This window comes from Streptomyces sp. NPDC050388, assembly GCF_040655635.1.
Taxonomy (GTDB): Bacteria; Actinomycetota; Actinomycetes; order Streptomycetales; family Streptomycetaceae; genus Streptomyces.
In genome coordinates, this window is the sequence record NZ_JBFAKH010000024.1 from 36,209 (window position 1) to 55,347 (window position 19,139).

17 protein-coding genes and 1 pseudogene are annotated in these 19,139 nt (G+C 71.4%); 10 read left to right on the top strand and 8 right to left on the bottom strand.

The genetic code is table 11. The annotated features are described in order from the left end of the window. Positions 1-145 precede the first annotated feature (145 nt). Together AB0I73_RS16175 and AB0I73_RS16180 are read left to right on the top strand one after the other, a co-directional pair. The gene (locus tag AB0I73_RS16175; protein ID WP_363037765.1) at positions 146-1,381 is read left to right on the top strand and encodes a molybdopterin-dependent oxidoreductase; all 1,236 of its coding nucleotides are present in this window, start codon (positions 146-148) and stop codon (positions 1,379-1,381) included. Beyond that, complete coding sequence (locus AB0I73_RS16180; protein ID WP_363037767.1) at positions 1,348-1,872, top strand: hypothetical protein; 525 nt, start codon at positions 1,348-1,350, stop codon at positions 1,870-1,872. Before AB0I73_RS16175 ends, AB0I73_RS16180 begins: the two co-directional genes overlap by 34 nt. Before the next feature lie 125 nt (positions 1,873-1,997). Here AB0I73_RS16180 and AB0I73_RS16185 read toward each other — a convergent pair whose 3' ends face one another. The 3 genes from AB0I73_RS16185 to AB0I73_RS16195 form a co-directional block, all read right to left on the bottom strand. Next, on the bottom strand, positions 1,998-2,654 hold the full coding sequence (locus AB0I73_RS16185; RefSeq protein ID WP_363037769.1) for a DUF2064 domain-containing protein: 657 nt from the start codon (positions 2,652-2,654) through the stop codon (positions 1,998-2,000). Next, positions 2,651-3,346 (bottom strand): glycosyltransferase family 2 protein, encoded by a 696-nt coding sequence (locus AB0I73_RS16190; protein WP_363037771.1) that lies wholly within the window; start codon positions 3,344-3,346, stop codon positions 2,651-2,653. Before AB0I73_RS16190 ends, AB0I73_RS16185 begins: the two co-directional genes overlap by 4 nt. A 234-nt stretch (positions 3,347-3,580) precedes the next feature. After that, positions 3,581-4,582 carry an NAD-dependent epimerase/dehydratase family protein gene (locus tag AB0I73_RS16195; protein ID WP_363037773.1) on the bottom strand — a complete coding sequence of 334 codons (1,002 nt, stop codon included), beginning with the start codon at positions 4,580-4,582 and terminating at the stop codon, positions 3,581-3,583. A 125-nt stretch (positions 4,583-4,707) separates the two neighbouring features. On the opposite strand from AB0I73_RS16195, the gene AB0I73_RS16200 reads away from it, so the two are divergent. Together AB0I73_RS16200 and AB0I73_RS16205 are read left to right on the top strand one after the other, a co-directional pair. Next, the gene (locus AB0I73_RS16200) at positions 4,708-5,439 is read left to right on the top strand and encodes a flavodoxin family protein (RefSeq protein ID WP_363037775.1); all 732 of its coding nucleotides are present in this window, start codon (positions 4,708-4,710) and stop codon (positions 5,437-5,439) included. 631 nt (positions 5,440-6,070) lie between these two features. After that, complete coding sequence (locus AB0I73_RS16205) at positions 6,071-6,907, top strand: alpha/beta hydrolase (RefSeq protein ID WP_363037777.1); 837 nt, start codon at positions 6,071-6,073, stop codon at positions 6,905-6,907. A gap of 128 nt (positions 6,908-7,035) precedes the next feature. Here the strand turns inward: AB0I73_RS16205 and AB0I73_RS16210 are convergent, their stop codons facing one another. Together AB0I73_RS16210 and AB0I73_RS16215 are read right to left on the bottom strand one after the other, a co-directional pair. Continuing rightward, positions 7,036-7,299, bottom strand: coding sequence for a hypothetical protein (locus AB0I73_RS16210; protein ID WP_363037779.1), 264 nt, complete (start codon positions 7,297-7,299; stop codon positions 7,036-7,038). 885 nt (positions 7,300-8,184) lie between these two features. Further along, complete coding sequence (locus tag AB0I73_RS16215; protein ID WP_363037781.1) at positions 8,185-8,799, bottom strand: TetR/AcrR family transcriptional regulator; 615 nt, start codon at positions 8,797-8,799, stop codon at positions 8,185-8,187. Between the two features lie 70 nt (positions 8,800-8,869). On the opposite strand from AB0I73_RS16215, the gene AB0I73_RS16220 reads away from it, so the two are divergent. From AB0I73_RS16220 to AB0I73_RS16235, 4 genes are all read left to right on the top strand, one after another. Then, positions 8,870-9,472: a peroxiredoxin-like family protein gene (locus tag AB0I73_RS16220; RefSeq protein ID WP_363037783.1), complete on the top strand. Its 603-nt coding sequence runs from the start codon at positions 8,870-8,872 to the stop codon at positions 9,470-9,472. A gap of 402 nt (positions 9,473-9,874) precedes the next feature. Next, positions 9,875-10,309, top strand: a complete 435-nt coding sequence (locus AB0I73_RS16225; protein WP_363037785.1) for a hypothetical protein — start codon at positions 9,875-9,877, stop codon at positions 10,307-10,309. A 479-nt stretch (positions 10,310-10,788) separates the two neighbouring features. Further along, entirely contained in the window at positions 10,789-11,916 is a 1,128-nt protein-coding gene (locus tag AB0I73_RS16230) for a glycosyltransferase family 2 protein (RefSeq protein WP_363037787.1), read from the top strand. A 204-nt stretch (positions 11,917-12,120) separates the two neighbouring features. Then, complete coding sequence (locus tag AB0I73_RS16235) at positions 12,121-12,249, top strand: hypothetical protein (RefSeq protein WP_363037789.1); 129 nt, start codon at positions 12,121-12,123, stop codon at positions 12,247-12,249. Between the two features lie 589 nt (positions 12,250-12,838). On the opposite strand, the gene AB0I73_RS16240 is transcribed toward AB0I73_RS16235, so the two are convergent. Beyond that, the gene (locus AB0I73_RS16240) at positions 12,839-14,071 is read right to left on the bottom strand and encodes a threonine/serine exporter family protein (RefSeq protein WP_363037790.1); all 1,233 of its coding nucleotides are present in this window, start codon (positions 14,069-14,071) and stop codon (positions 12,839-12,841) included. Between the two features lie 63 nt (positions 14,072-14,134). Here AB0I73_RS16240 and AB0I73_RS16245 point away from each other — a divergent pair. After that, positions 14,135-14,963, top strand: a pseudogene (locus tag AB0I73_RS16245) (tyrosine-type recombinase/integrase); the annotation flags it as partial. Positions 14,964-15,304: 341 nt separating this feature from the next. On the opposite strand, the gene AB0I73_RS16250 reads toward AB0I73_RS16245, so the two are convergent. Then, entirely contained in the window at positions 15,305-16,327 is a 1,023-nt protein-coding gene (locus AB0I73_RS16250) for an MBL fold metallo-hydrolase (RefSeq protein ID WP_363037792.1), read from the bottom strand. An 83-nt stretch (positions 16,328-16,410) separates the two neighbouring features. Beyond that, the gene (locus AB0I73_RS16255) at positions 16,411-17,340 is read right to left on the bottom strand and encodes a serine hydrolase (RefSeq protein ID WP_363037794.1); all 930 of its coding nucleotides are present in this window, start codon (positions 17,338-17,340) and stop codon (positions 16,411-16,413) included. 159 nt (positions 17,341-17,499) lie between these two features. Between AB0I73_RS16255 and AB0I73_RS16260 the strand changes: the two genes are divergently transcribed. After that, positions 17,500-18,459: a LysR family transcriptional regulator gene (locus tag AB0I73_RS16260; RefSeq protein ID WP_363037888.1), complete on the top strand. Its 960-nt coding sequence runs from the start codon at positions 17,500-17,502 to the stop codon at positions 18,457-18,459. The last annotated feature ends 680 nt before the right edge of the window (positions 18,460-19,139 follow it).

Genomic DNA, 19,139 nt, shown 5'->3' on the forward strand with positions numbered 1-19,139 from the left:
CCGGGCTCGGCGGAGGACAGGGGGCGGATCACACCGGAACGCTAGGCTGCCCGGCCGGTCCCGGACCGCCGTCCGGGCCCCATGTCAGTGTTTCGTCAGGGGTCGCTCACCCTTTCGCGGGGTGGTTGCGACCTACCGTCGGGGCATGCGCGACCCCGACACCCCACGGCTTCCCTCCTCGCCCGGTTTCTGGCGCAGCCCCCTGCGCGGTCCCTGGTTCACCTCGGTGCTGGGCCTCGTCCTGCTCGCCGGCATCACCGTGCTGTTCGTGACGGGCCTGGTCTCGTACGCCGCTTACAACCCCGATCTGTCGCCGGTGAACGACAAGACACCGGACAAGGGGATCCTCGGCTTCTACCTCTTCGCCTGGCCGACGGACCCGCACTGGCTGTACCGGCTCAACCAGGGCGTCCACGTCACCCTCGGCATCACCCTGATCCCCGTCCTGCTCGCCAAGCTGTGGTCCGTGGTGCCGAGGCTGTTCACGCTGCCGCCGGCCCGCTCGCTCGCGCACGCCCTGGAGCGGATCTCGCTGCTGCTCCTGGTGGGCGGCGCACTGTTCCAGTTCGTGACCGGTGTGCTCAACATCCAGCTCGACTACGTCTTCCCCGGCTCCTTCTACCGGCTGCACTTCTACGGGGCGTGGGTGTTCTTCGCCGCGTTCGTCGTCCACGTGCTGCTGAAGATGCCCACGGCGCTGCGCAATCTGCGGCACCTGCGGGAGGAGAAGGACGACCTGGTGTCCCCGCGCCCCGACGGGCCGACCTTCTCCCGGCGGGGCGCCCTGTGGTTCGTCGGGGGCGGCTCGCTGCTGCTGTTCGCCACCACGGTGGGGCAGAACTTCGACGGTCCGCTGCGGCGCACCGCCCTCCTCGCACCGCACGGCGGCGGCGATCCCGGCAGCGGCCCGAACGGCTTCCAGATCAACAAGACCGCCGCGTACGCCGGGATCGACCCGGCGGAGACGGGCCGGGACGTGTGGCGGCTCGTCGTCACGGGACGTACGGGCACCGTCCGCCTGAGCCGGGACGAGCTGCTCCGGCTCTCCCAGTACAGCGCGGCGTTGCCCATCGCCTGCGTGGAGGGCTGGTCGACGTCGGACCAGTGGTGGCGCGGGGTGCGGCTGCGCGACCTCGCGGCGCTCGTCGGGTACGACGACCCGCCGGACGTGTTCGTCGAGTCCCTCCAGCGCAGCGGCGCCTTCCGGGAAGCCGCCCTGCGCACCAACCAGGTCGCCGACCCGCGTTCCCTGCTCGCCCTGTACGTCAACGGCGAGGAGCTGTCCCCCGACCACGGCCACCCGGCGCGGATCATCGTGCCCGCCGCGCCCGGTGTGCTCAACACCAAATGGGTGGCCCGGATGACGTTCGGAGACCTGTGATGCGTCCGCGGCTTCCTCGGCTTCCTCGGATTCCCCGGTTTCCGGGGCTCTTGCGCGTTCCGGTCGGCAGCCCCCTGCAACTCCTTTTGCTCGCCTGCTCGTTCGCGCTCACCGCCTACGCGGGGGTGCGGCTGCTCGCGGACGACTGGTTCGGCGTGGCGCTGTGGTTCGTGGGGGCGGCGCTGCTGCACGACCTCGTGCTGCTGCCCCTGTACACGGTCGCGGACCGGGCGGTCGTACGGGGGCTCGGTGCGGTCCGGCGCCGGGAGTGGGTGCCGTACGTGCGCGTGCCGGCGGCCCTCTCCGGGCTGCTCCTCCTCGTGTGGTTCCCGTTGATCAGCGGGAGGGTGGAGCAGCGCTACCGAATCGGCACCGGGTTGTCGACGGACGTGTTCCTCGCCCGCTGGCTGCTGATCACCGCCGTCCTCTTCGGCGGCGCGGCGCTGCTGCTGGCGCTGCGGCTGCTGCGGCTGCGCAGGGCGGCGGCGTAGGGGCCGGCAGGCGCAGGGCGGGGGCGGTGGTGGGCGGGGTGCTCATCGGGGTGCGGCCGGGGCGGAGTCGGCCCCGCGACGGGCCGGGGCCGGTGGGGAGTCCGGTCGTTCGGTGGGGAGTCCGGTCAGTCGTCCGGTGGGTCGGCCCCCGTGACCGGCCGCGCATCCGGCTCCGCGACCGCCGTGCACCGGGCCAGCCGTGCCGCGAAGCGGCCGTGCGGGGCCAGGGCGGCGACGGCGTGGGCGTCGGCGGCGGTGTCGACGTCGCGCAGGGGCGGCAGGTCGCGCACCCGCAGACCGGCGGTGAGGAGCCGGTCCCGTTGGGCCGTTCCCGTCACCGGGGTCGACATGGGCACGCCCCGCAGCAGGGCGGGATCGGGGCGCGCCAGGCCGAGCGCCCAGAAACCGCCGTCCTCGGCCGGGCCGAAGTGGGCGTCGCAGTCGGCGAAGTCCACGGTGAGCAGCTCCGGCGTCACTTGCGGGGTGTCCATGCCGATGAGCAGGGCAGGACCGTCGCAGCGCGCGAAGGCGTCCGCCAGCCGCTCGTCCAGCCCGCCCGCGCACTGCGGTACGACGTCGAAGCCGGGCGGCAGCCAGGGGCCGGGGGCGCCGTCGAGGACGAGCACGCGCCGGGAGGCGGGTGTGGCCGCCACGGCGTGCAGGGTGTCCGCGAGGGCCGCCTCGGCCAGCTCCGCCGCCTGGCCGGGCGTGAACGGCGGGGTGAGCCGGGTCTTGACCCGGCCCGGCCGCGGCTCCTTGGCGATGACGAGGATCGTGGTCAACGGACGGCTCCTCCTCCGTGCGCGGGGGGTTCGTTCAGCACGCGGCTCATGTCCCGTACGGCCTGCCAGGTGCCGCGCCAGGTGCCCGTCACCTTCGAGGCTCCGGTGCGCGGCAGGTACGGCACGTCGTGCTCGGCGATCCGCCAGCCGGCGTCGGCCGCGCGGACGACCATCTGGAGCGGATAGCCGCTGCGCCGGTCGGTGAGGCCGAGGGCGAGCAGGGGCTCGCGGCGGACGGCGCGCAGGGGACCGAGGTCGTGCAGGCGCAGCCCGGTGCGGCGGCGCAGCATCCGCGCGAGTGCGAGGTTGCCGGCGCGGGCGTGCGCGGGCCACGCGCCCCGGCCCCGCGGACGCCGGCGGCCGAGCACCAGGTCGGCCTCGCCGTCCCGGACCTCGCGGACGAAGGGGACGAGGAGCGACGGGTCGAGGGAGGCGTCGCCGTCGCAGAAGCACACCACGTCGGCGGTGGCGGCGGTCAGCCCTGCGTGGCAGGCGGCGCCGAAGCCCCGGACCGGCTCGTGCACGACGGTCGCGCCGTACGCGCGGGCGACCTCGGCCGAGCCGTCGGTGGAACCGTTGTCGACGACGAGCGCGCGCCAGCCCGGCGGGATCCGTTCGAGCACCCAGGGAAGGGCCTCGGCCTCGTTCAGGCAGGGCAGCACCACGTCGACGTCCGAAGGGGCCGTTGTCACGGTCTCACCCTACGAGCGCGGACCGGTCATACCGGACTTCCGCTCCTTGTGAAACGCGGACCTTCAGAGCCGGGGTGGCGTTCGGGGGATCGTGCAGGCGTACCGAGGCGGGGATCGTGCAGGCGCACCAGGGTCGGGCCGCCGCACGCGATGTTCCCGGCGGTCGCCGCTTCGAGGTGGCGCTGCCCGCCGCCGCTTCCTGAGCGCGGGCGGCACCGCCGGTCCACCGCGGTCCTACGCCCCCCGCGTTCCGGCCCGCGCGAACTCCGCCATGCCTTCCTCGAAACCGACCTCCGGCCTCCACCCCAGCCCGGCCCGCAGCCGCGAGGAGTCCGCGGTGATGTGCCGCACGTCCCCGAGCCGGTACTCGCCGGTGACGACCGGCTCGGGCCCGCCGTGGGCGGCGGCCAGCGCCCGCGCCATCCCACCGACGGTGTGCGGTTCACCGCTGCCGGTGTTGTACGCCGTGAGCACGCCCCGGGCGGCCTCCGCCTCCAGCGCCACCGCGTTGGCCGCCGCCACGTCCCGGACGTGCACGAAGTCCCTCAGTTGCCGCCCGTCCTCGAACACGCGCGGTGCCTCACCCCGGGCGAGCGCCGAGCGGAAGAAGGAGGCGACACCGGCGTACGGGGTGTCGCGGGGCATTCCGGGGCCGTACACGTTGTGGTAGCGCAGCGACACCGCCGACCCGCCGGTGCAGCGGGCCCAGGCGGCGGCCAGGTGCTCCTGGGCGAGCTTGGTCGCCGCGTACACGTTCCGGGGGTCGGCCGGGGCGTCCTCGCCGACCGGGCCGGGGGAGAGGCCGTCCCCGCACACCGGGCAGGCGGGATCGAACCGACCCGCGTCGAGGTCGGCGACGGTGCGCGGCCCGGGCCGTACGACTCCGTGCCGCGGGCACTCGTACCGCCCCTCCCCGTAGACGACCATCGACCCGGCCAGCACGAGGCGCCCGACGCCGGCCTCCGCCATGGCGGCGAGCAGCACGGCGGTGCCCAGGTCGTTGCGCGAGACGTACTCCGCCGCGTCGGCGACCCCGTCGCCGAGCCCGACCATCGCGGCCTGGTGGCACACGGCGTCCACACCGGACAGGGCGCGGCCGACGGCAGCCGGGTCCCGTACGTCGGCGCCGGGATCCTCCCGCACGTCGAACACGAGCGGCTCGTGTCCGCGCTCCCGGAGCGCGGTGACGACACGGGACCCGATGAACCCGGCCCCGCCGGTGACCAGTACGCGCATGCGGTCACGTTAGGTCCGCACCGGCGCCGCACCACGGGACCGCGCCCGTATGCCACGACTCCGTAAGCCGTACGTGGGTGCGTCGAACCAGGGCGGACCGGGAAACGTGCGAGAGGCTGCCACCCGTGACAGCCGCACCCTCCACCGGCACCCCGTACCGCTACGACGACCTGACCGCCCTCTACGTCAACTGCACCCTCAAACCGTCCCCGCAGCTCAGCCACACCCAGGGCCTGATCGACAGGAGCCGGGCCGTCATGGACGCCGCCGGCGCGACCACGGACCTGATCCGCGCCGTGGACCACGACATCGCACCCGGCGTCCACCCGGACATGACCGAGCACGGCTTCGCCACCGACGCCTGGCCCGGGCTGTACGAGAAGGTGATGGCCGCCGACATCCTCGTGCTCGCCGGCCCGATCTGGCTGGGCGACAACAGCTCCGTCACCAAGCAGGTCGTCGAGCGTCTCTACGCCTGCTCCTCGCTGCTCAACTCCCAGGGGCAGTACGCCTACTACGGCCGCGTCGGCGGCTGTCTGATCACCGGCAACGAGGACGGTGTGAAGCACTGCGCCATGAACGTCCTCTACAGCCTCCAGCACCTCGGCTACACGATCCCGCCCCAGGCGGACGCCGGCTGGATCGGTGCGGCCGGCCCCGGGCCGTCGTACCTCGACCCGGGCTCGGGCGGCCCGGAGAACGACTTCACCAACCGCAACACCGCCTTCATGACCTGGAACCTGATGCACCTCGCCGCCCTGCTGAAGCGCGCCGGAGGCATCCCCGCCCACGGCAACCAGCGCACCGAGTGGGACGCCGGCTGCCGCCCGGACGCGGACAACCCCGAGCACCGCTGACCGCTCCCCGGCGGACGTGAGGGTTCCGTCATCCGCCGAGCGGCCCAGGACGGCCGCTCGGCCCGTCGGACGGGAGTGAGACGAGAGGGGCGCACCCGTGTTCCGCCCGGAGTGTGCGGGGCTTGCGCCGGGGCCGGCCCCACTCGCCTCGTAGCGGCGGCGGCCGGCCCGGCCACCGCCCTCACCGTCGGAGCGCCGTCCTCCGTCCAGGCAGTGCCCCCGTTCTCGCTGACGACACAGAAGCCGCCGGCCCCACCGACGACGGGAGACGGCGCTCCCTCCGCGGAGCGCCGCCGTGCGGAGACGACCGCTCCCACGCAAGCGGGGGAGTGGTGCAGAGTTTTGACCTCAGGTGTCGTCATCGTTCCTCTGCTCTGGACCAGCGCTCCGTCGGGCTGACGGATGCCGAACTCAACCGGGCGTCGGAGACACCGTCCTGCACAGCGTCCGTCTCGCAGGTGTTCCGTTGCTGCGCGACCTGGTCCCTGGTGCTCCGATGAGTTTTCCGCCCCACGGGGGTCTCAGCGGCAGCAGCTCACGCCACAGCAGTACGGCCCCTATGTGAGTACGGCCCCTATGTGAGTACGGCCCCTATGTGAGTACGGCCCCTATGTGAACGGGAGAGAAGGGCATGTCAGCAACCCAAGGGCAGGCAGCCAAGGCCGACGCACGTGTCGTCTCCGCGGACGGCACCGAGATCGCGTTCGAGCAGTCGGGCAGCGGGCCGGCTGTCGTCCTGGTGGCCTCGGCCCTGGCCGATCGCTCTGACACCACCAAGCTTGCCGCCCTCCTCGCCGAGCACTTCACAGTGATCAACTACGACCGGCGCGGCCGGGGCGCCAGCGGTGACGCCGACGCTTACGCCGTCGAGCACGAGATCGAGGACATCGCCGCCTTGATCGAGCACGTCGGCGGCTCGGCGTCGCTGTTCGGCTCGTCCTCCGGGGCGGTCCTCGCCCTGCGCGCGGCCGCTGCCGGGGCGAACATCGACCGCTTGGCCCTGTACGAGCCGCCGTTCGTGGTCGCCGACGGCGATGACGGCCCGCCCAGGGACCTCGCGCAGCAGGTCACCGCGCTGCTTGCGCAGGGCCGCGACAGCGACGCGGTCAAGTACTTCATGACAAGGGTGCAGGGCATGCCCGGTATCGCCGTGTTCTTCATGAAACTGATGCCGAAGGTGTGGGCGAACCTCACCAGGTTGGCCCGCACCCTGCCCTACGACATCGCGGTCATGGGCGACACCCAGCAGGGCAAGCCGCTCGACGTCGAGGAGTGGAAGGGGGTGAGCGTGCCCACCCGGGTGCTGACCGGAGGCAAGAGCCCGGCCGCCTTCCAGCGCGCCGCCCGCGCCGTCACCGAGATCCTGCCGCAGGCCGACCACCGCACCTTACCCGGTCTCCACCACGGCGCGGTCGTCACGGCACCGAAGAAGATCGCTCCGCAGATCACCGAATTCCTCAGAGGATGACCTGGCTCCACCTTTGACTTGATTCCGAATCGGCACCACCGCCTGATGGCCGAGCCGGGCGAAGCACGCGCCGGTCACCAGGCCGATGCGGCCCGCGCTGAAGACGGCGATGTCGCGCGGGATGTCGATCATTGGCGGAAGTCGTCCTCCGTCGTGCCGCCCTGGCTTCGGCGTCCCTGGTTTCTGGGATGGTTGCGGGCCGTGCGCTCGTTGCCGAACTTGTACGAGCCGGTCCAGCGCGCCATCACCTCCTGCGCGTCGCCGGCCTCCACCTCCTCGGTGAAGCGGACGGCGCGCCGGCCGCGCAGTGTGGTGGCCCTGCGGCCCCGGTGGGTGATGACGACGGTGCCGTCGGCACGCGTCTCGTAGCTGAATCCGAAAGGTGCGGGCATGGCCGGCTCCACCTCGTGTCTGTCGTGTCGTACGGGTGTTGTGTCGGTGCACAACCGTCGGTGCACAAACGCCGCGGGGCAACCGCCGGTGCGCGATCGACGGCGGGCGGGCGGCAGCGCGCGCGGACCCCAGCCGGTGCGGCGGACCGCCCCGTCCGGGACGGCCGGTGCCGGCGGGAGGTGCACCGGGAGGGGACGCGGGACCGTTCCCTCCTCTTCGGCGAGGCGGGCGCGGGCGAAGAGCGCACCAGCGGATGCAGTCGGTACCCGTACCCGCCGCGCTGCCGGACCACCTCGCACCAGCGGGCCTCGGCGAGTGCCGCGAGCAGTTCCTCCGCCCGGTCGGGAACGGTTCCGAGTGCCCCCGCGGCGGCGTGCGGCAGCAGCGGGTGCGGGCCGAGGGCCGAATGGAACCGCAGGGCGCGCCGGCTCTGCGGGTCCAGCCTGCGGTATCCCGTCCCCAGGCGGTCAGCCGACGACAGATCGGCCAGGGTGAGTTCGGTCAGGGTGTGCCGGGACTCGGCCGGCCGACGCCGTTGCAAGGGACTGATCGCACCGCCGTTGACCGTGGTCGTCCGCTCCCACGGGCACGCTGTGGGCACGGCCTCGAAGCGCGGCGGGCGGAGCGCCTGGACGAACGTGCTCCGTGCTCGGTCCGGCTGGTTCGGAGGGCCGGCTCGGGGAGCCTTCGCGAGCGCACGGCCCTTCTGGTGAAGTGTGCCCCCGTCAGGGGATCGACTCTCGTGCTTCCTGACGACAGCCGGTGCTCGGAACCGGCTTGCTTGCCTGCCTCCGCGTGCTGTCCGCGCCGGGTGAGGGCGTCCGCACCCGCCGGGCGCGGTCGTCGACGGGTATCGGTCCGGAGAGGGTGCGGGATCGACCGCCTCACACGCCGAGACCGTCGAGCAGTACGGCGAGTCCTCCCAGGAACTCCTGGTCGGCACCGATGTTCCGGGCGTCTCGGGCGGTCTCGGTCATGTGCGGGAACTCGGCGGGCGACAGCTCGGTGATGGCTGTCGTCCCCGGACCGGACAGGGCCCCGAGGTGTTCCAGCTGGATCGCTCCGATGGCATAACTGAGCAGGCCGCGCAGGGCGATGACCCGCCGCTCGCCCTCGACACCTGCCTCGGTGAGGACTGCGAGCACGGTCTCCGCCCAGCGCAGCACCCCGAGGGAGTGGTGCCGGTGAGCGATGGTGAGGGGGACGACTTCCGGATGGGCGCCCACGGTGTCGCGCAGGCGCCGCACCAAGACCTCGACCTGTTCGCGCCATGACGCGCCGGGAGCCGGCGGCTCGGTGTCCACGGCGCTCAGTACGAGTTCGACGACGAGCCTTTCGAGCTCCTCGCGGTCGCGCACGTATCGGTAGAGCCCCATGGTGCTCATGCCCAGTTCCTGGGCGACGGCGCGCATCGACAACCCGGCGAGCCCGGCGCGGTCGATGACGGCGAGAGCGGCCGAGGCGAGCTGATCGGGGGTGAGGGAGCGAGGGCGTGGCATGGCGGTTGACAGCGTACGGCATACGCCTACGCTGGTAGGCGTACGGCATACGCCTACGGAGGGAATGTTCATGCGCATGTCCCGCAGTCCGATCGAGCCCGGCTCCACCGTGGACGAACGCAGTCTCACCGCCGTCTCCGGCGACCAGGTCGCCGTCCCCGACCCCGACCGTCTGATCCACCTCCAGTTCCGGCGCTTCGCCGGATGCCCGGTCTGCAACCTGCACCTGCGGTCGGTGGTACGGCGGCACCGGGAGATAGAGGCCGCCGGCGTGCGCGAGGTCGTGGTCTTCCACTCACCCGCCGAGGAACTGGCGCCCCACACCACCGATCTCCCGTTCGCCGTCGTCGCCGACCCGGCCAGGCGGCTGTACGCGGAGTTCGGCGTGGAACGATCGCCCCGTGCCCTGCTCAGCCCGCGAGCCTGGGGACCGGTCGTCCGGGCGGTCCTCAGCGGCGTTCGGAACGTCGTCCGCGGGCGGGAGCACCTGCCCTCCAACAGCCCGCACGGCGGCCGACTCGGCCTTCCCGCCGACTTCCTCATCGCACCTGACGGCCGCGTCCTCGCCGCCAAGTACGGCGAGCACGTCTACGACCAGTGGTCGGTCGACGAACTGCTGGAACTGGCGGCCCGCAGGGATGCACGGACGATCGACCGGGTGGCCGATGCCTGACACCAGGCGGCGGTCGGTGCGGGAGCGGTCGCTACGGCTCCCTGGACCTCGACCTCGCCGACGCGGTGAACGTGGCCTTGCGGGGGCGCGCTCTTTCCAACCGTGTTGGTGGGGCGGTGGGCTGTGGGCGGGGGCGTTCACCAGCGTTCACAGGCGGCCGGACGCCGGGGCGAGCCCGCCGCATGACCCCCTCTGAACAGCCGTGAACGGGGTGGGCCGATACGAGAACTGAGACGGTGTGGGGTGGCAGGAGCGGTAGGGCGTACTGTGCTGCGGTGTCGCGATGAGACGTGGTGCGCGAGACGTCGAGGGGGGACTGTGAGGGCAGACGATCACGAGACGGCGTTCGCAAGCAGGCGCACGAGGACTGCGCTCCGCAGAGCGGCAGCGCACCTCGCCGCCATGCACCTGAGCGGAGTGCTGCTGTCGCTCACCTTCCTTGTGCCACCGGCCTGGGCCCTGGACGCTTACGGGGCGGCCCCGGCCCATGACCTTTCGGCGGACGTGCCGCCGTTCGTGATCTTCCTCGCGGTCGTGTTCAGCTGTTTGAGCTTTCACGTGGTGGTGCAGATCCCCTCGGGACTGCTGGGCACTTGGCTCGGCCGGGACCGCACTGCCGGCGTCTGTTACGTGTGCGTCCTGGCGGTGGCGGGTGTCCTCACGATCGTTCTGGTGCGGGGGGTCCTGGAGGTCGACGGCGTCGCCCAGCTCCTTTCTTCATGGGCCGACTTCATGGCCCGCGGCTCGTTGGCCCTGGCCGCGTATGTCTGGCTGAGCCGCCGCCTCCGGGCCTGGCCTGTGCGACGACCTGAAGACCTTGAGGCCGCAGCATCCTGAGACGCCTCCAAAGCCTTCGCCGGGGCGTGGGGAGACAGCGACCCCAGCCTGGGAAGCTCGGGTCATCACCGTGCAGTTGCCGGGCTGCCCTGCGACGGAGCGGCGGCGGGGCTTGCCCGGCCCGCTGACCTGGTCCCCGCCGTTCCCTGCGGTTCCCCGCACGATCTGGCACCCGGACGGCACGTGGGCCCTCGGCCGGTTGCGGCCTCACGGTCGTTGACCCGGTGCTCGGAAGACGCGGGCACTGATCTGCGGAGGGACCTGACTGATGGGTGCTGCCGCGGTCGCCGACTGCCGACCGTCGCTGTCGTCCGCCGCTGTTGCCGTCACTACCGTCCAAGCGCGGGGCCATGGACGTTGCCGACGGTCGAGTTGGACGGCGCACTCCACACACAGCGCCCTGAGCCGCGGTGGATTACCCCGAGATGCGGAGTTGCGTGACAGGGGGTCAGATGGGTCTCGTGAAAGGAGCCCGGACGATGCCTGCCCCGAGGAAACATCCGCTGGAGCCGTGTGAGCGTGCGGTGCGGACGTACCGCACGGCCGAGCCGAAGCCCGTGATCCGCAACGTGATCACCCTGATCCCGGCCCACAACGAGGCCGGCGCCATCGCGGACTCCATCCAGGGGCTGTACGGGCAGACCGTGCCCCCGCAGCGGGTCATCGTGGTCGCGGACAACTGCACCGACGCCACCGTGGCCATCGCGGACTCCCTGGGGGCCGAGGTCTTCGAGACCCGGGGCAACCGGCACAAGAAGGCCGGAGGGCTGAACCAGGCCCTGGCCGGCCTGCTGCCCGATCTGCACGACGACGACGTGGTCCTCGTGACGGACGCGGACAGCGCCCTGGATCCCGGCTTCGTGGCTTGTGGGGTGGAGCACCTCGCGAAGGGTTACGGGGGAGTGGGCGGCACCTTCCGGGGAGGACCCGGCGGGGGCTTCGTGGGCCACCTCCAGCGCAACGAGTACGCCCGCTACTCGCGGGACGTGAAGCGCCTGGGCGGCAAGTGCCTGGTGCTCACCGGCACGGCGGCCATGTTCCGGGTGCAGGTGCTGCGGCAGATCTCCCAGGCCCGCCTGGAGGGCCGTCTCCCGGCCGGGGACGGGCTCGGGGGCATCTACGACACCTCGGTGCTCACCGAGGACAACGAGCTGACCTTCGCGGTGCTGCACCTGGGCCACCGGGTGCTCTCGCCGGAGGGCTGCACGCTCACCACCGAGGTCATGCTGACCTGGAAGGCCCTGTGGGACCAGCGACTGCGCTGGAAGCGGGGAGCGGTGGAGAACTGCGTCCAGTACGGCCTGACGCGCATCACGTGGCGCTACTGGGGCCGTCAGCTCCTGAGCATGACCGGCCTCCTCGTGACTGCCGTGTACATGGTGACCATCGCCTACTCCCTGGCCTCGGACTCGTTCAGCGTGCACGAGTTCTGGCTCTGGGTCTCGCTCGTCTTCGTGATCGAGCGGGTTGTGACCGTACGGGAGCGCGGCTGGAAGCGGATGCTGCTCGCCGCGTCCATGTACGAGCTGCTCTTCGACTTCCTGCTCCAGGCCTGCCACGCCAAGGCGTACCTGGACTCCGTGTTCCGCCGTGAGCGCGCCTGGTAGCAGGTCGCTTCAGAAACCGTCAGAGATCATTTCGGAGGGACCCTTGTACAACAACCCTGCAACGACTGTGGGCGGTGGGGCGTTGGCCTCCACCGGCATCGGACTGACGACCGGTGTGTGGCTGGGCCTGACGGCCTTCGCCCTGGTGGCCCTGGGGACCGCTGTGCTGCGGATCGTGCCCCGGGGCCGGAGCCGCTCCTGATCGTGCTCCGCAAGCCGACCGTGGTGGCCCTCCTGCCCCTGGGAGTGGCCACCCTGGCCGCCTGCCACGGCTTCGAGCACGCGCCGGGCTCGAAGGACACGGTGGCCGTCCAGAGCCCGGCGGGGCGATGAACAGCCGAGCACCACCTGCAAGCGGCTGCAGCAGCGGACAGGAAGCAGCCCGTCCACGAGCGACTACGGCATCGACTTCTCGCGCAGCTCCGGGAACACGGTCAGCCTGAGGACGACGGCGTCGTGGACATCGTCCACGCGGGTGACCACGGCGCCTACCCCTTCGGAGTGCCGCATGCGGAACAGCCCACCTGTACCGATCTCCGCGGAGCGGCACCGCGCACCGCCGAGATCCGTTTCGCAGTGGGACGAGCGATCGACCAGACCTTCCTCAACCCTGCTTCACTGATCGGCACCTGCGCCGGTGCCCGAAGCGCTGTCTCTGAGCAGGGGAAGTGCCGTCGTCGACTGTCGTCATCTGTCATCGTTGAGCGCCCTCGCACGGTCCAGAGACGGCCTGCCGGTGCGGCGGCGCGGGCGGCTTGACGCTGCCAGGGAGAAGCAGCCCGACAGGCCTTGGATCTGTTCCAGCGTGGTTCTCGCCACGGAGCGGTCGGCGGTCCGCGCCGTGGGCGGGGCCCGGCTCATGCGGGCCGCGTCGTCCTGCTCGGCGAAGGCCGCCGGTGCGTGGGTCGTGGTGCCGCTTCGTCTACGTGTCGCCGTGCCCCTGCGTGAGTGCTTCGCCGACCACCAGGCCGAGGGCGAGGGCGGTGACGATGGTGACCAGCTTCAGCAGGTCCTGGAAGCCCTCGACATAGCCGCCGGCCAGAGTGGTCAGGCCGCGCATGCCGAGCGAGCCGACGGTGAGCGCGAAGAAGCCGGGCAGGATCAGGATCAGCCGGGGTGGGCGGTGCGGCCCGCGCGCGATCAGCGTGGCCGTGGCGGCGAGGACGACCGCGGCGACGAAGGTGCCGCCCGTCTCCCCGGCGAGCTTCGTGAACGCCGACTGCACACCGACGGTGACGTAGACGAGCAGGAGCAGCGGCCAGAAGAAGCGCAGGGGGATCGCGAAGGCGAACAGAGTGCCCGCCGTGAAGACGATCCAGGCCAGGAACAGCGTCCACCGGGGCAGGTCGGAGTGGGCGGCGACGTCGAAGAGGGCGTGGGGGGAGGCGCCGGCGAAGAGGACGCCGAGCAGGACACCGACGTACAGCTGGACCAGCAGGAAGACGGAGTAGACGAGCCGTATCGCACCGGTGGTGATCAGACCGGCGACCAGCTCGGCGGTCGCCGCGCTCAGGTAGTCGCCGGGGACGAAGTAGAACAGCGCCGGGAGCATCAGCAGGACGGGACCGCCGTGCGCAGGGTTGTCGGCGAACAGCTCGATCGTGACGACGGAGACCGTCGTCGACACCGCCAGCGGAAGGAACCGGTGCAGCCGGGGCACGCGGTCGGCGGTGACCGCGAGAGTCGCGGCGAGCGCGCCCAGCACGGCCGTGGTGGCTATCTCGTACCAGGTGGGCTGCATCAACGGCGCGAAACCCAGCGCGAACAGCACGATGCCGAGGAACTTCAGCCACCACGGGTACGGCACCGCCGTCTCGATCTCCCTCAGCCTGCGGTCGGCCTCCGCGACCCCGGTCCGGCCTGCCCGCACGTCGGCGAGGAACGGCTTGAGCGCGGCCACCTGGTCGAGGCGGAAGACCTCCGGGAAGCCGTGCACGATGACGGCGCGGGTACCGCCGTCCGCCGCGGTGACCGTGAGCACCGCCGCCTCCGGCACCAGCAGCAGGGACGCGGCACCGCCGAAGGCACGGGCACTGTCGGCCACGGCTCGCTCGACGAGATGGGCACCTTCGCCGGACGAGCGCAGCAGCAGGCCGGTCAGCCGGACCAGGAACGCCGTGAGGTCGTCGAGGTCCATGACCGATCGTTGCTCCACGCCCGCCTCCTCGCTCCGGGACCAGGAGTTCCAGCCTGGGTGGACGGCCGGCTCCCGGCATCTCGGACAGCACGGTCCCCGTCCCCCGAGCGGCTGCGGATCACGGGCGCCAAGACGATCACAGCCGAGGCGTACCGGCTCCTGAAAGCCACCGCGGAAACCGCCGTCGATGACGAGCTGATCCGGCGCAACCCGTTCCGGATCAAGGGCGCCGGTAAGGAGAAGGCTGTCGAGCGGCGTATCACCACCGTCGCCCAGGTCGACGCTCTTGCCAATGCCGTAGGAATGCGGTGGCGGCTGATGGTGTACCTCGGCGCTTACGGGCCGATGCGACCAGAAGAGTCGGTCGGCCTCCGGCGCCGGGACGTCGACGTCGACGACCTGCGCATCCGGGTCCGCCTCGCCGAGCCGGAGCGCATGGATGGTCGGCGCGTCCGGGGCGACACCAAGTCCGAAGCCGGAACTCGGACTGTGATTCTTCCCGCGTTCCTCCGCCGGGAGCTCCGGTGGCACCTGGAGAGCTACGCCGAGCCGGGACCGGATGGGCTGATCTTCGTTGGCGAGATAGGGAGCGCCGTTCCGGCGCAGCACCTTCGGGCGGAAGTGGCGACGGGCGCGTGAGAGCGTCGGCATGCCCGAGGGCTTCCGGTTCCACGATCTCCGCCACACGGGGCACACGCTGTCCACACGGTCCGGGGCCACCCTCAAGGAGACGACGGTGCGCGCCGGGCAGTCCTCCGAGAAGACTGCGCTGATCTGTCAGCACTCCGACGAGGAGCGACAGGAGGGGGTCGCCGCCGTCCTCGACGTAACCGTCCGGAAGGCTCGAGCCGAGGCCGCCAAGAAGAGGGCCGAGAAGCCTTCTGACACGCATCCGGCACGCGGCGAGTGATCACAGAGCACAGCAAGAAGGCCCGGGTCTTTGACCTGGGCCTTCTTCATGGAGCGGGTGACGAGAATCGAACTCGCGCTCTCAGCTCGGGAAGCGACGGCGCTTGTCAGGCCATGTGGCCTCTGACCTGGTCGTACGCGGCTGATACGGGGCCGCCGGCGTGCCGGAACGCACCGCTGTTCACCGTGGTTGCCCGCTCTTACGGGCACGCTGTGGGCACGGCGCCGCGAAGTCGAGGAGCACGGTGTCGGCGTGGCCTCCACAGTGCTTGGAGCATCTCGACTCGCAGACCGGCTGAGCGGTGTCGTTGCACCTGTACGCATGCATGGCGTACCGGCCTGCTATTCCCCCGCGGGGCGCATGTCGCCGTCGTACACGGTCCGGTAGTCCGGGAGGACGACTCGCGCTGCCGGGGACACCTTCTCGACCTGGGCGAGGAACGCGTCCAGATCCATCGCCGGGTCCCGCACGGGTGAACTGCTCAGAGGAACTTCGAAGTTGTCCCAGTGGACGGGTACGACGACACCGGGGGTGTCCAGCGCACGCAGCAGTCGGGGCACGTAGCGGGGGGTGACCGTGCTGGAGGGTACGGCGATCATCGCGAGGTCGGGGTGCAGGCCACGCACTGCCCGCTCGGAGAAGTCACTGGCACCCATGAGGAACGCCGACGGGCCGCCGGCCCCGGCGGTTACCTGGAAGGCGAGGGTGTCGCCCTCGGGCAGGTCCGCGATGGTGCTCGGGACCGTCGTGGGCGGGGCGTTCAGCGTGCCCGGGGCGAAGTAGGAGAACTTCTTGTTGCGGCTGTGCAAGCTCGGCACGACCTCGACGGTGATCCCCCCGAAGTCCAGCACCTCGCCGCCCTTCACCACGGAGATCTGTCCCGCGTCCACCCCCAGGGAGACCAGCAGGTGGTACGTGGTCTCGGTGCCGACCACGCGGGCGCCGGTGGTCCTGGCGATGTGAGGCACGTCGGCGAGGTGGTCCCAGTGGGAGTGGCTGACCAGGACGAGTTCGGGGCGGCCGATGTGCGCGTCCACGATCTCCGGCCGGGTCCGCAGGGGGGTCCGCGGATCGAAAGAGCCGTCGAACAGGCCCGTGGGGAAGCGGGTGAGATACGGATCGAAGAGTACGGTCCGGTCGCCCACGTCGATACGCCAGCCGGCGGTGCCGAGCCAGCGGAACGACGCCGAACCGGCGGCTGGGCCACGGCCCCGGCCGCTGTCCCCGGCCGAGGCGGTGGCGGTCGTGGCCGGGATCAGCGGGGAGGCCGCGCCGAGCGCGGCACCGCGCAGCACCGTACGACGGTCGAGCCCGCGGTTGGAAGGTACGTCCGACCTGTCCGTGACATGTGTGTCCTGGGTCATGGCGTCAGGAGATCAGGGCACGAACTCCCTTGTCCAAGACCAGAATTCGGCTCGATTGATACGTGAACGCATATGTGGCCTGGTCATCGGCCGTCGTCGCTTTCCCGGAGGAAGCCGACCGCGATCCTGGCGGCTCTGCCTATCGCGGCGTCCACCGTGGGGCGGGAGGCGGCCAGGTCGTGGGTGCGGGCGAAGACGGCGATCGCGTAGTGCGCGCCGTCGGGGTAGCGGGCGACGCCCGCCTCCATGTGGAGCCCCGGCAGGGTTCCGGTCTTGGCCGTAACCGTGACGTCGTCCGGGAAGCCCGACACCAGACGGTGCCGGAATACTTGGCGTCCCATCAAGTCCCGTACGAGCGCGCAGGCTTCCGGCGGACCGGCGGCATCGCTCCAGATGAGCCGGAGCAACCGGGTGATTTCGCGGGGTGTGCTCGCCGTGGTGTGGCGGGGGTCCAGTACGGCCAGCCGTCTCTTGCGGTCATCCGGCAGGGCGGGGTAGTGGACGGCGAACTCGCGCTCGTCGCGCGCCCCGACCTCCGCGAGCATCGACTCCAGCAGGTCTCGCGGACCGCCCGCGATCCGGGTCCGTTCCAGCCCGAGTTCCTCCGCGAGCAGCCGTACGGTGTCCAGGCCGACGCGGGCCAGCAACAGGTCGGCCGCCGTGTTGTCGCTGACCGACATCGCGAAGTGGGCCAGGTCGCGCAGTGACAGTTCGACGTCGTCCAGACAGCCGGCGGTGCCCCAGCCGCCGAGTCGGTCGGCCGCGGTCACCCGCACCCGCTCCCGCGGGTCGAGCTGGCCGGCGACAACCTGCCGGGCGAACTCCAGCGCCAGCAGCACCTTGAAGATCGAGGCGATCACGACGGGGGTGTCGGCGCCCACGGCGACTTCACGGGCACCCGGCTCCGCGCCGGCCTCTCCAGCGGCCCCCGCGCGCACGTGAATGGGGAGGACGTGAAGCTGCCCTTCGGCGCCCGCACCGGCGAAGACCTGCCGGATCCGTTCCTCGGCCACTGTTTACCCCTTGCCGTCGATTCGTTTTGATCATCGGATTGTGGTCGGCCTGGCCGGCCAGGTGTTGTCCGGACGATCATGGGAGTCCCCGGTGATGGCGAACAAATCATCATGGAGCCCCTCGCAGCGGCCTCACGTACGATCCTGACCGTGGATCTCTTGCGCCACCTGCGTCTTTTCGTCACCGTGGCCGACGAGCTGCACTTCAGCCGGGCCGCCGAGCGGCTGGGCATGGCGCAGCCGCCGCTCAGCCAGGCGATACGTCGGCTGGAGAAGGAGCTCGGTGCAGAGCTGTTCGACCGCTCGCAGCGCGGCGTCCGGTTGAGCGCCGCCGGGGCGGCACTGCTGGAGGAGGCCCACGAACTCCTCGCCCGGGAGGAGAGGCTGCGCGCGCTGGCCCGCCGTGCCACCGACTGTGGCCTCGGCACACTCCGCGCGGGCGTACCGCCCGACACCACGGCCGCCATGCTGTCCGCACTGCTGACCGCCTGTGCGGAGCACGCTCCGGGGCTCTCCGTCGACCTGCAGGAAGTCACCACCGAGGAGCAGGTGCGGCTGCTCTCCTCCGGAGGGCTGGACGTCGGACTCGTGCACCACCCCGTCGACGCCACCGAACTGCGACTCGGCCCCGAGATCTCACTGGACCTGGGCGTCGTCCTGCCTCGTACCTCGCCGCTGGTTCAGCTGCCGGAGGTGACGCTTGGTGAGCTCTCGGGCTACGACCTGGTGCTCTTCCCACGGGCACACGCACCCGGCTGGTACGACCGGATCCTCGACGTGTGCCGCACCGAAGGCTTCGTACCCGGCCGCCTTCGGCATGCGTCCAACCCCGAGTTCCTGCTCGCCCTCGTGACAGCGGGCCGCGGAGTCGCCTTCGACCAGGGGCCGGTGGCCCGCAAGGAGCCCCGCGTCGCCTGGCGGCCACTGGCCGACCGCCCCCTCACCCTGCGCATCAGCGGCGCCTGGCCCGTCGGCCGCGGAGCCCACCCGGCCGCCCGCCGCTTCGCGGAACTCGCGGCCGACGTCCTGGCCCGCGACCACACGGCAACCTCGAGACGCGAGGGCCTCCCGCGCCTCCCGGACGAGTCCCCCCGCCCGTGGTCGGTGGTCTACGGCTAGGTGCGCTGTCGCGTCGCACGAGGCACTGGCGTCCAGAGGATGAGCCAGGGGCGGTGGCGGATCCGTCAGGCCGGCACAGCAGGGCGCGGAGCGCCACGGAAGACCTGGCGGGTATGCCATGCGCGGTGGCCGGCCGCGAGCGGGCCCGCCCACTGCAGCGGGTTGTGCACGTAGGCCCAGAGGGGCGGGCGTGACGTAGCGGACGGTCTCCGGGGCGAGTGCCGGTGGACGTTGTAGGGCGGCCGGGTCTCGGGATCGGCGTACTGGCCGGGGAAGCACAGCGGCGTTTAGGCGTCGGCGTCCCGGTTCCAGGCCGTCAAGAAGGCAACCGAGAAGTCTTCTGGCACGGATCTGGCACGTGGTGAGTGATCGCCGCGGACAGCAGAAAGGCCCGGGTCTCTGACCTGGGCCTTCTTCGTGGAGCGGGTGACGGGAATCGAACTCGCGCTCTCAGCTTGGAAAGCGACGGCACTTGTCAAGCCATGTGGTCTCTGACCTGGTCATACGCGGCTGATGCTGGGCCGTTGGCGTGCTGGATCACACTGGTGTTTACCGTGACTGTCCGCTCTTACGGGCACGCTATGGGCATGTGTCAGGGGCACCGAGCCGCAAGCGGCGCTCGGCGGATCGCGGCGAATTCGGTGCCCTGTCGCGGGGAGCGACCCGGGGATGGTCATTGC

Excerpts from the sequence above, each read along its gene's own strand:
- AB0I73_RS16210 (WP_363037779.1), bottom strand. The coding sequence starts at position 7,299 with ATGCCCGCACCTTTCGGATTCAGCTACGAGACGCGTGCCGACGGCACC.
- AB0I73_RS16225 (WP_363037785.1), top strand. The coding sequence starts at position 9,875 with ATGCACCTGAGCGGAGTGCTGCTGTCGCTCACCTTCCTTGTGCCACCG.
- AB0I73_RS16215 (WP_363037781.1), bottom strand. The coding sequence starts at position 8,799 with ATGCCACGCCCTCGCTCCCTCACCCCCGATCAGCTCGCCTCGGCCGCT.
- AB0I73_RS16205 (WP_363037777.1), top strand. The coding sequence starts at position 6,071 with ATGTCAGCAACCCAAGGGCAGGCAGCCAAGGCCGACGCACGTGTCGTC.
- AB0I73_RS16220 (WP_363037783.1), top strand. The coding sequence starts at position 8,870 with ATGCGCATGTCCCGCAGTCCGATCGAGCCCGGCTCCACCGTGGACGAA.
- AB0I73_RS16175 (WP_363037765.1), top strand. The coding sequence starts at position 146 with ATGCGCGACCCCGACACCCCACGGCTTCCCTCCTCGCCCGGTTTCTGG.
- AB0I73_RS16180 (WP_363037767.1), top strand. The coding sequence starts at position 1,348 with ATGGGTGGCCCGGATGACGTTCGGAGACCTGTGATGCGTCCGCGGCTT.
- AB0I73_RS16230 (WP_363037787.1), top strand. The coding sequence starts at position 10,789 with ATGCCTGCCCCGAGGAAACATCCGCTGGAGCCGTGTGAGCGTGCGGTG.
- AB0I73_RS16195 (WP_363037773.1), bottom strand. The coding sequence starts at position 4,582 with ATGCGCGTACTGGTCACCGGCGGGGCCGGGTTCATCGGGTCCCGTGTC.
- AB0I73_RS16250 (WP_363037792.1), bottom strand. The coding sequence starts at position 16,327 with ATGACCCAGGACACACATGTCACGGACAGGTCGGACGTACCTTCCAAC.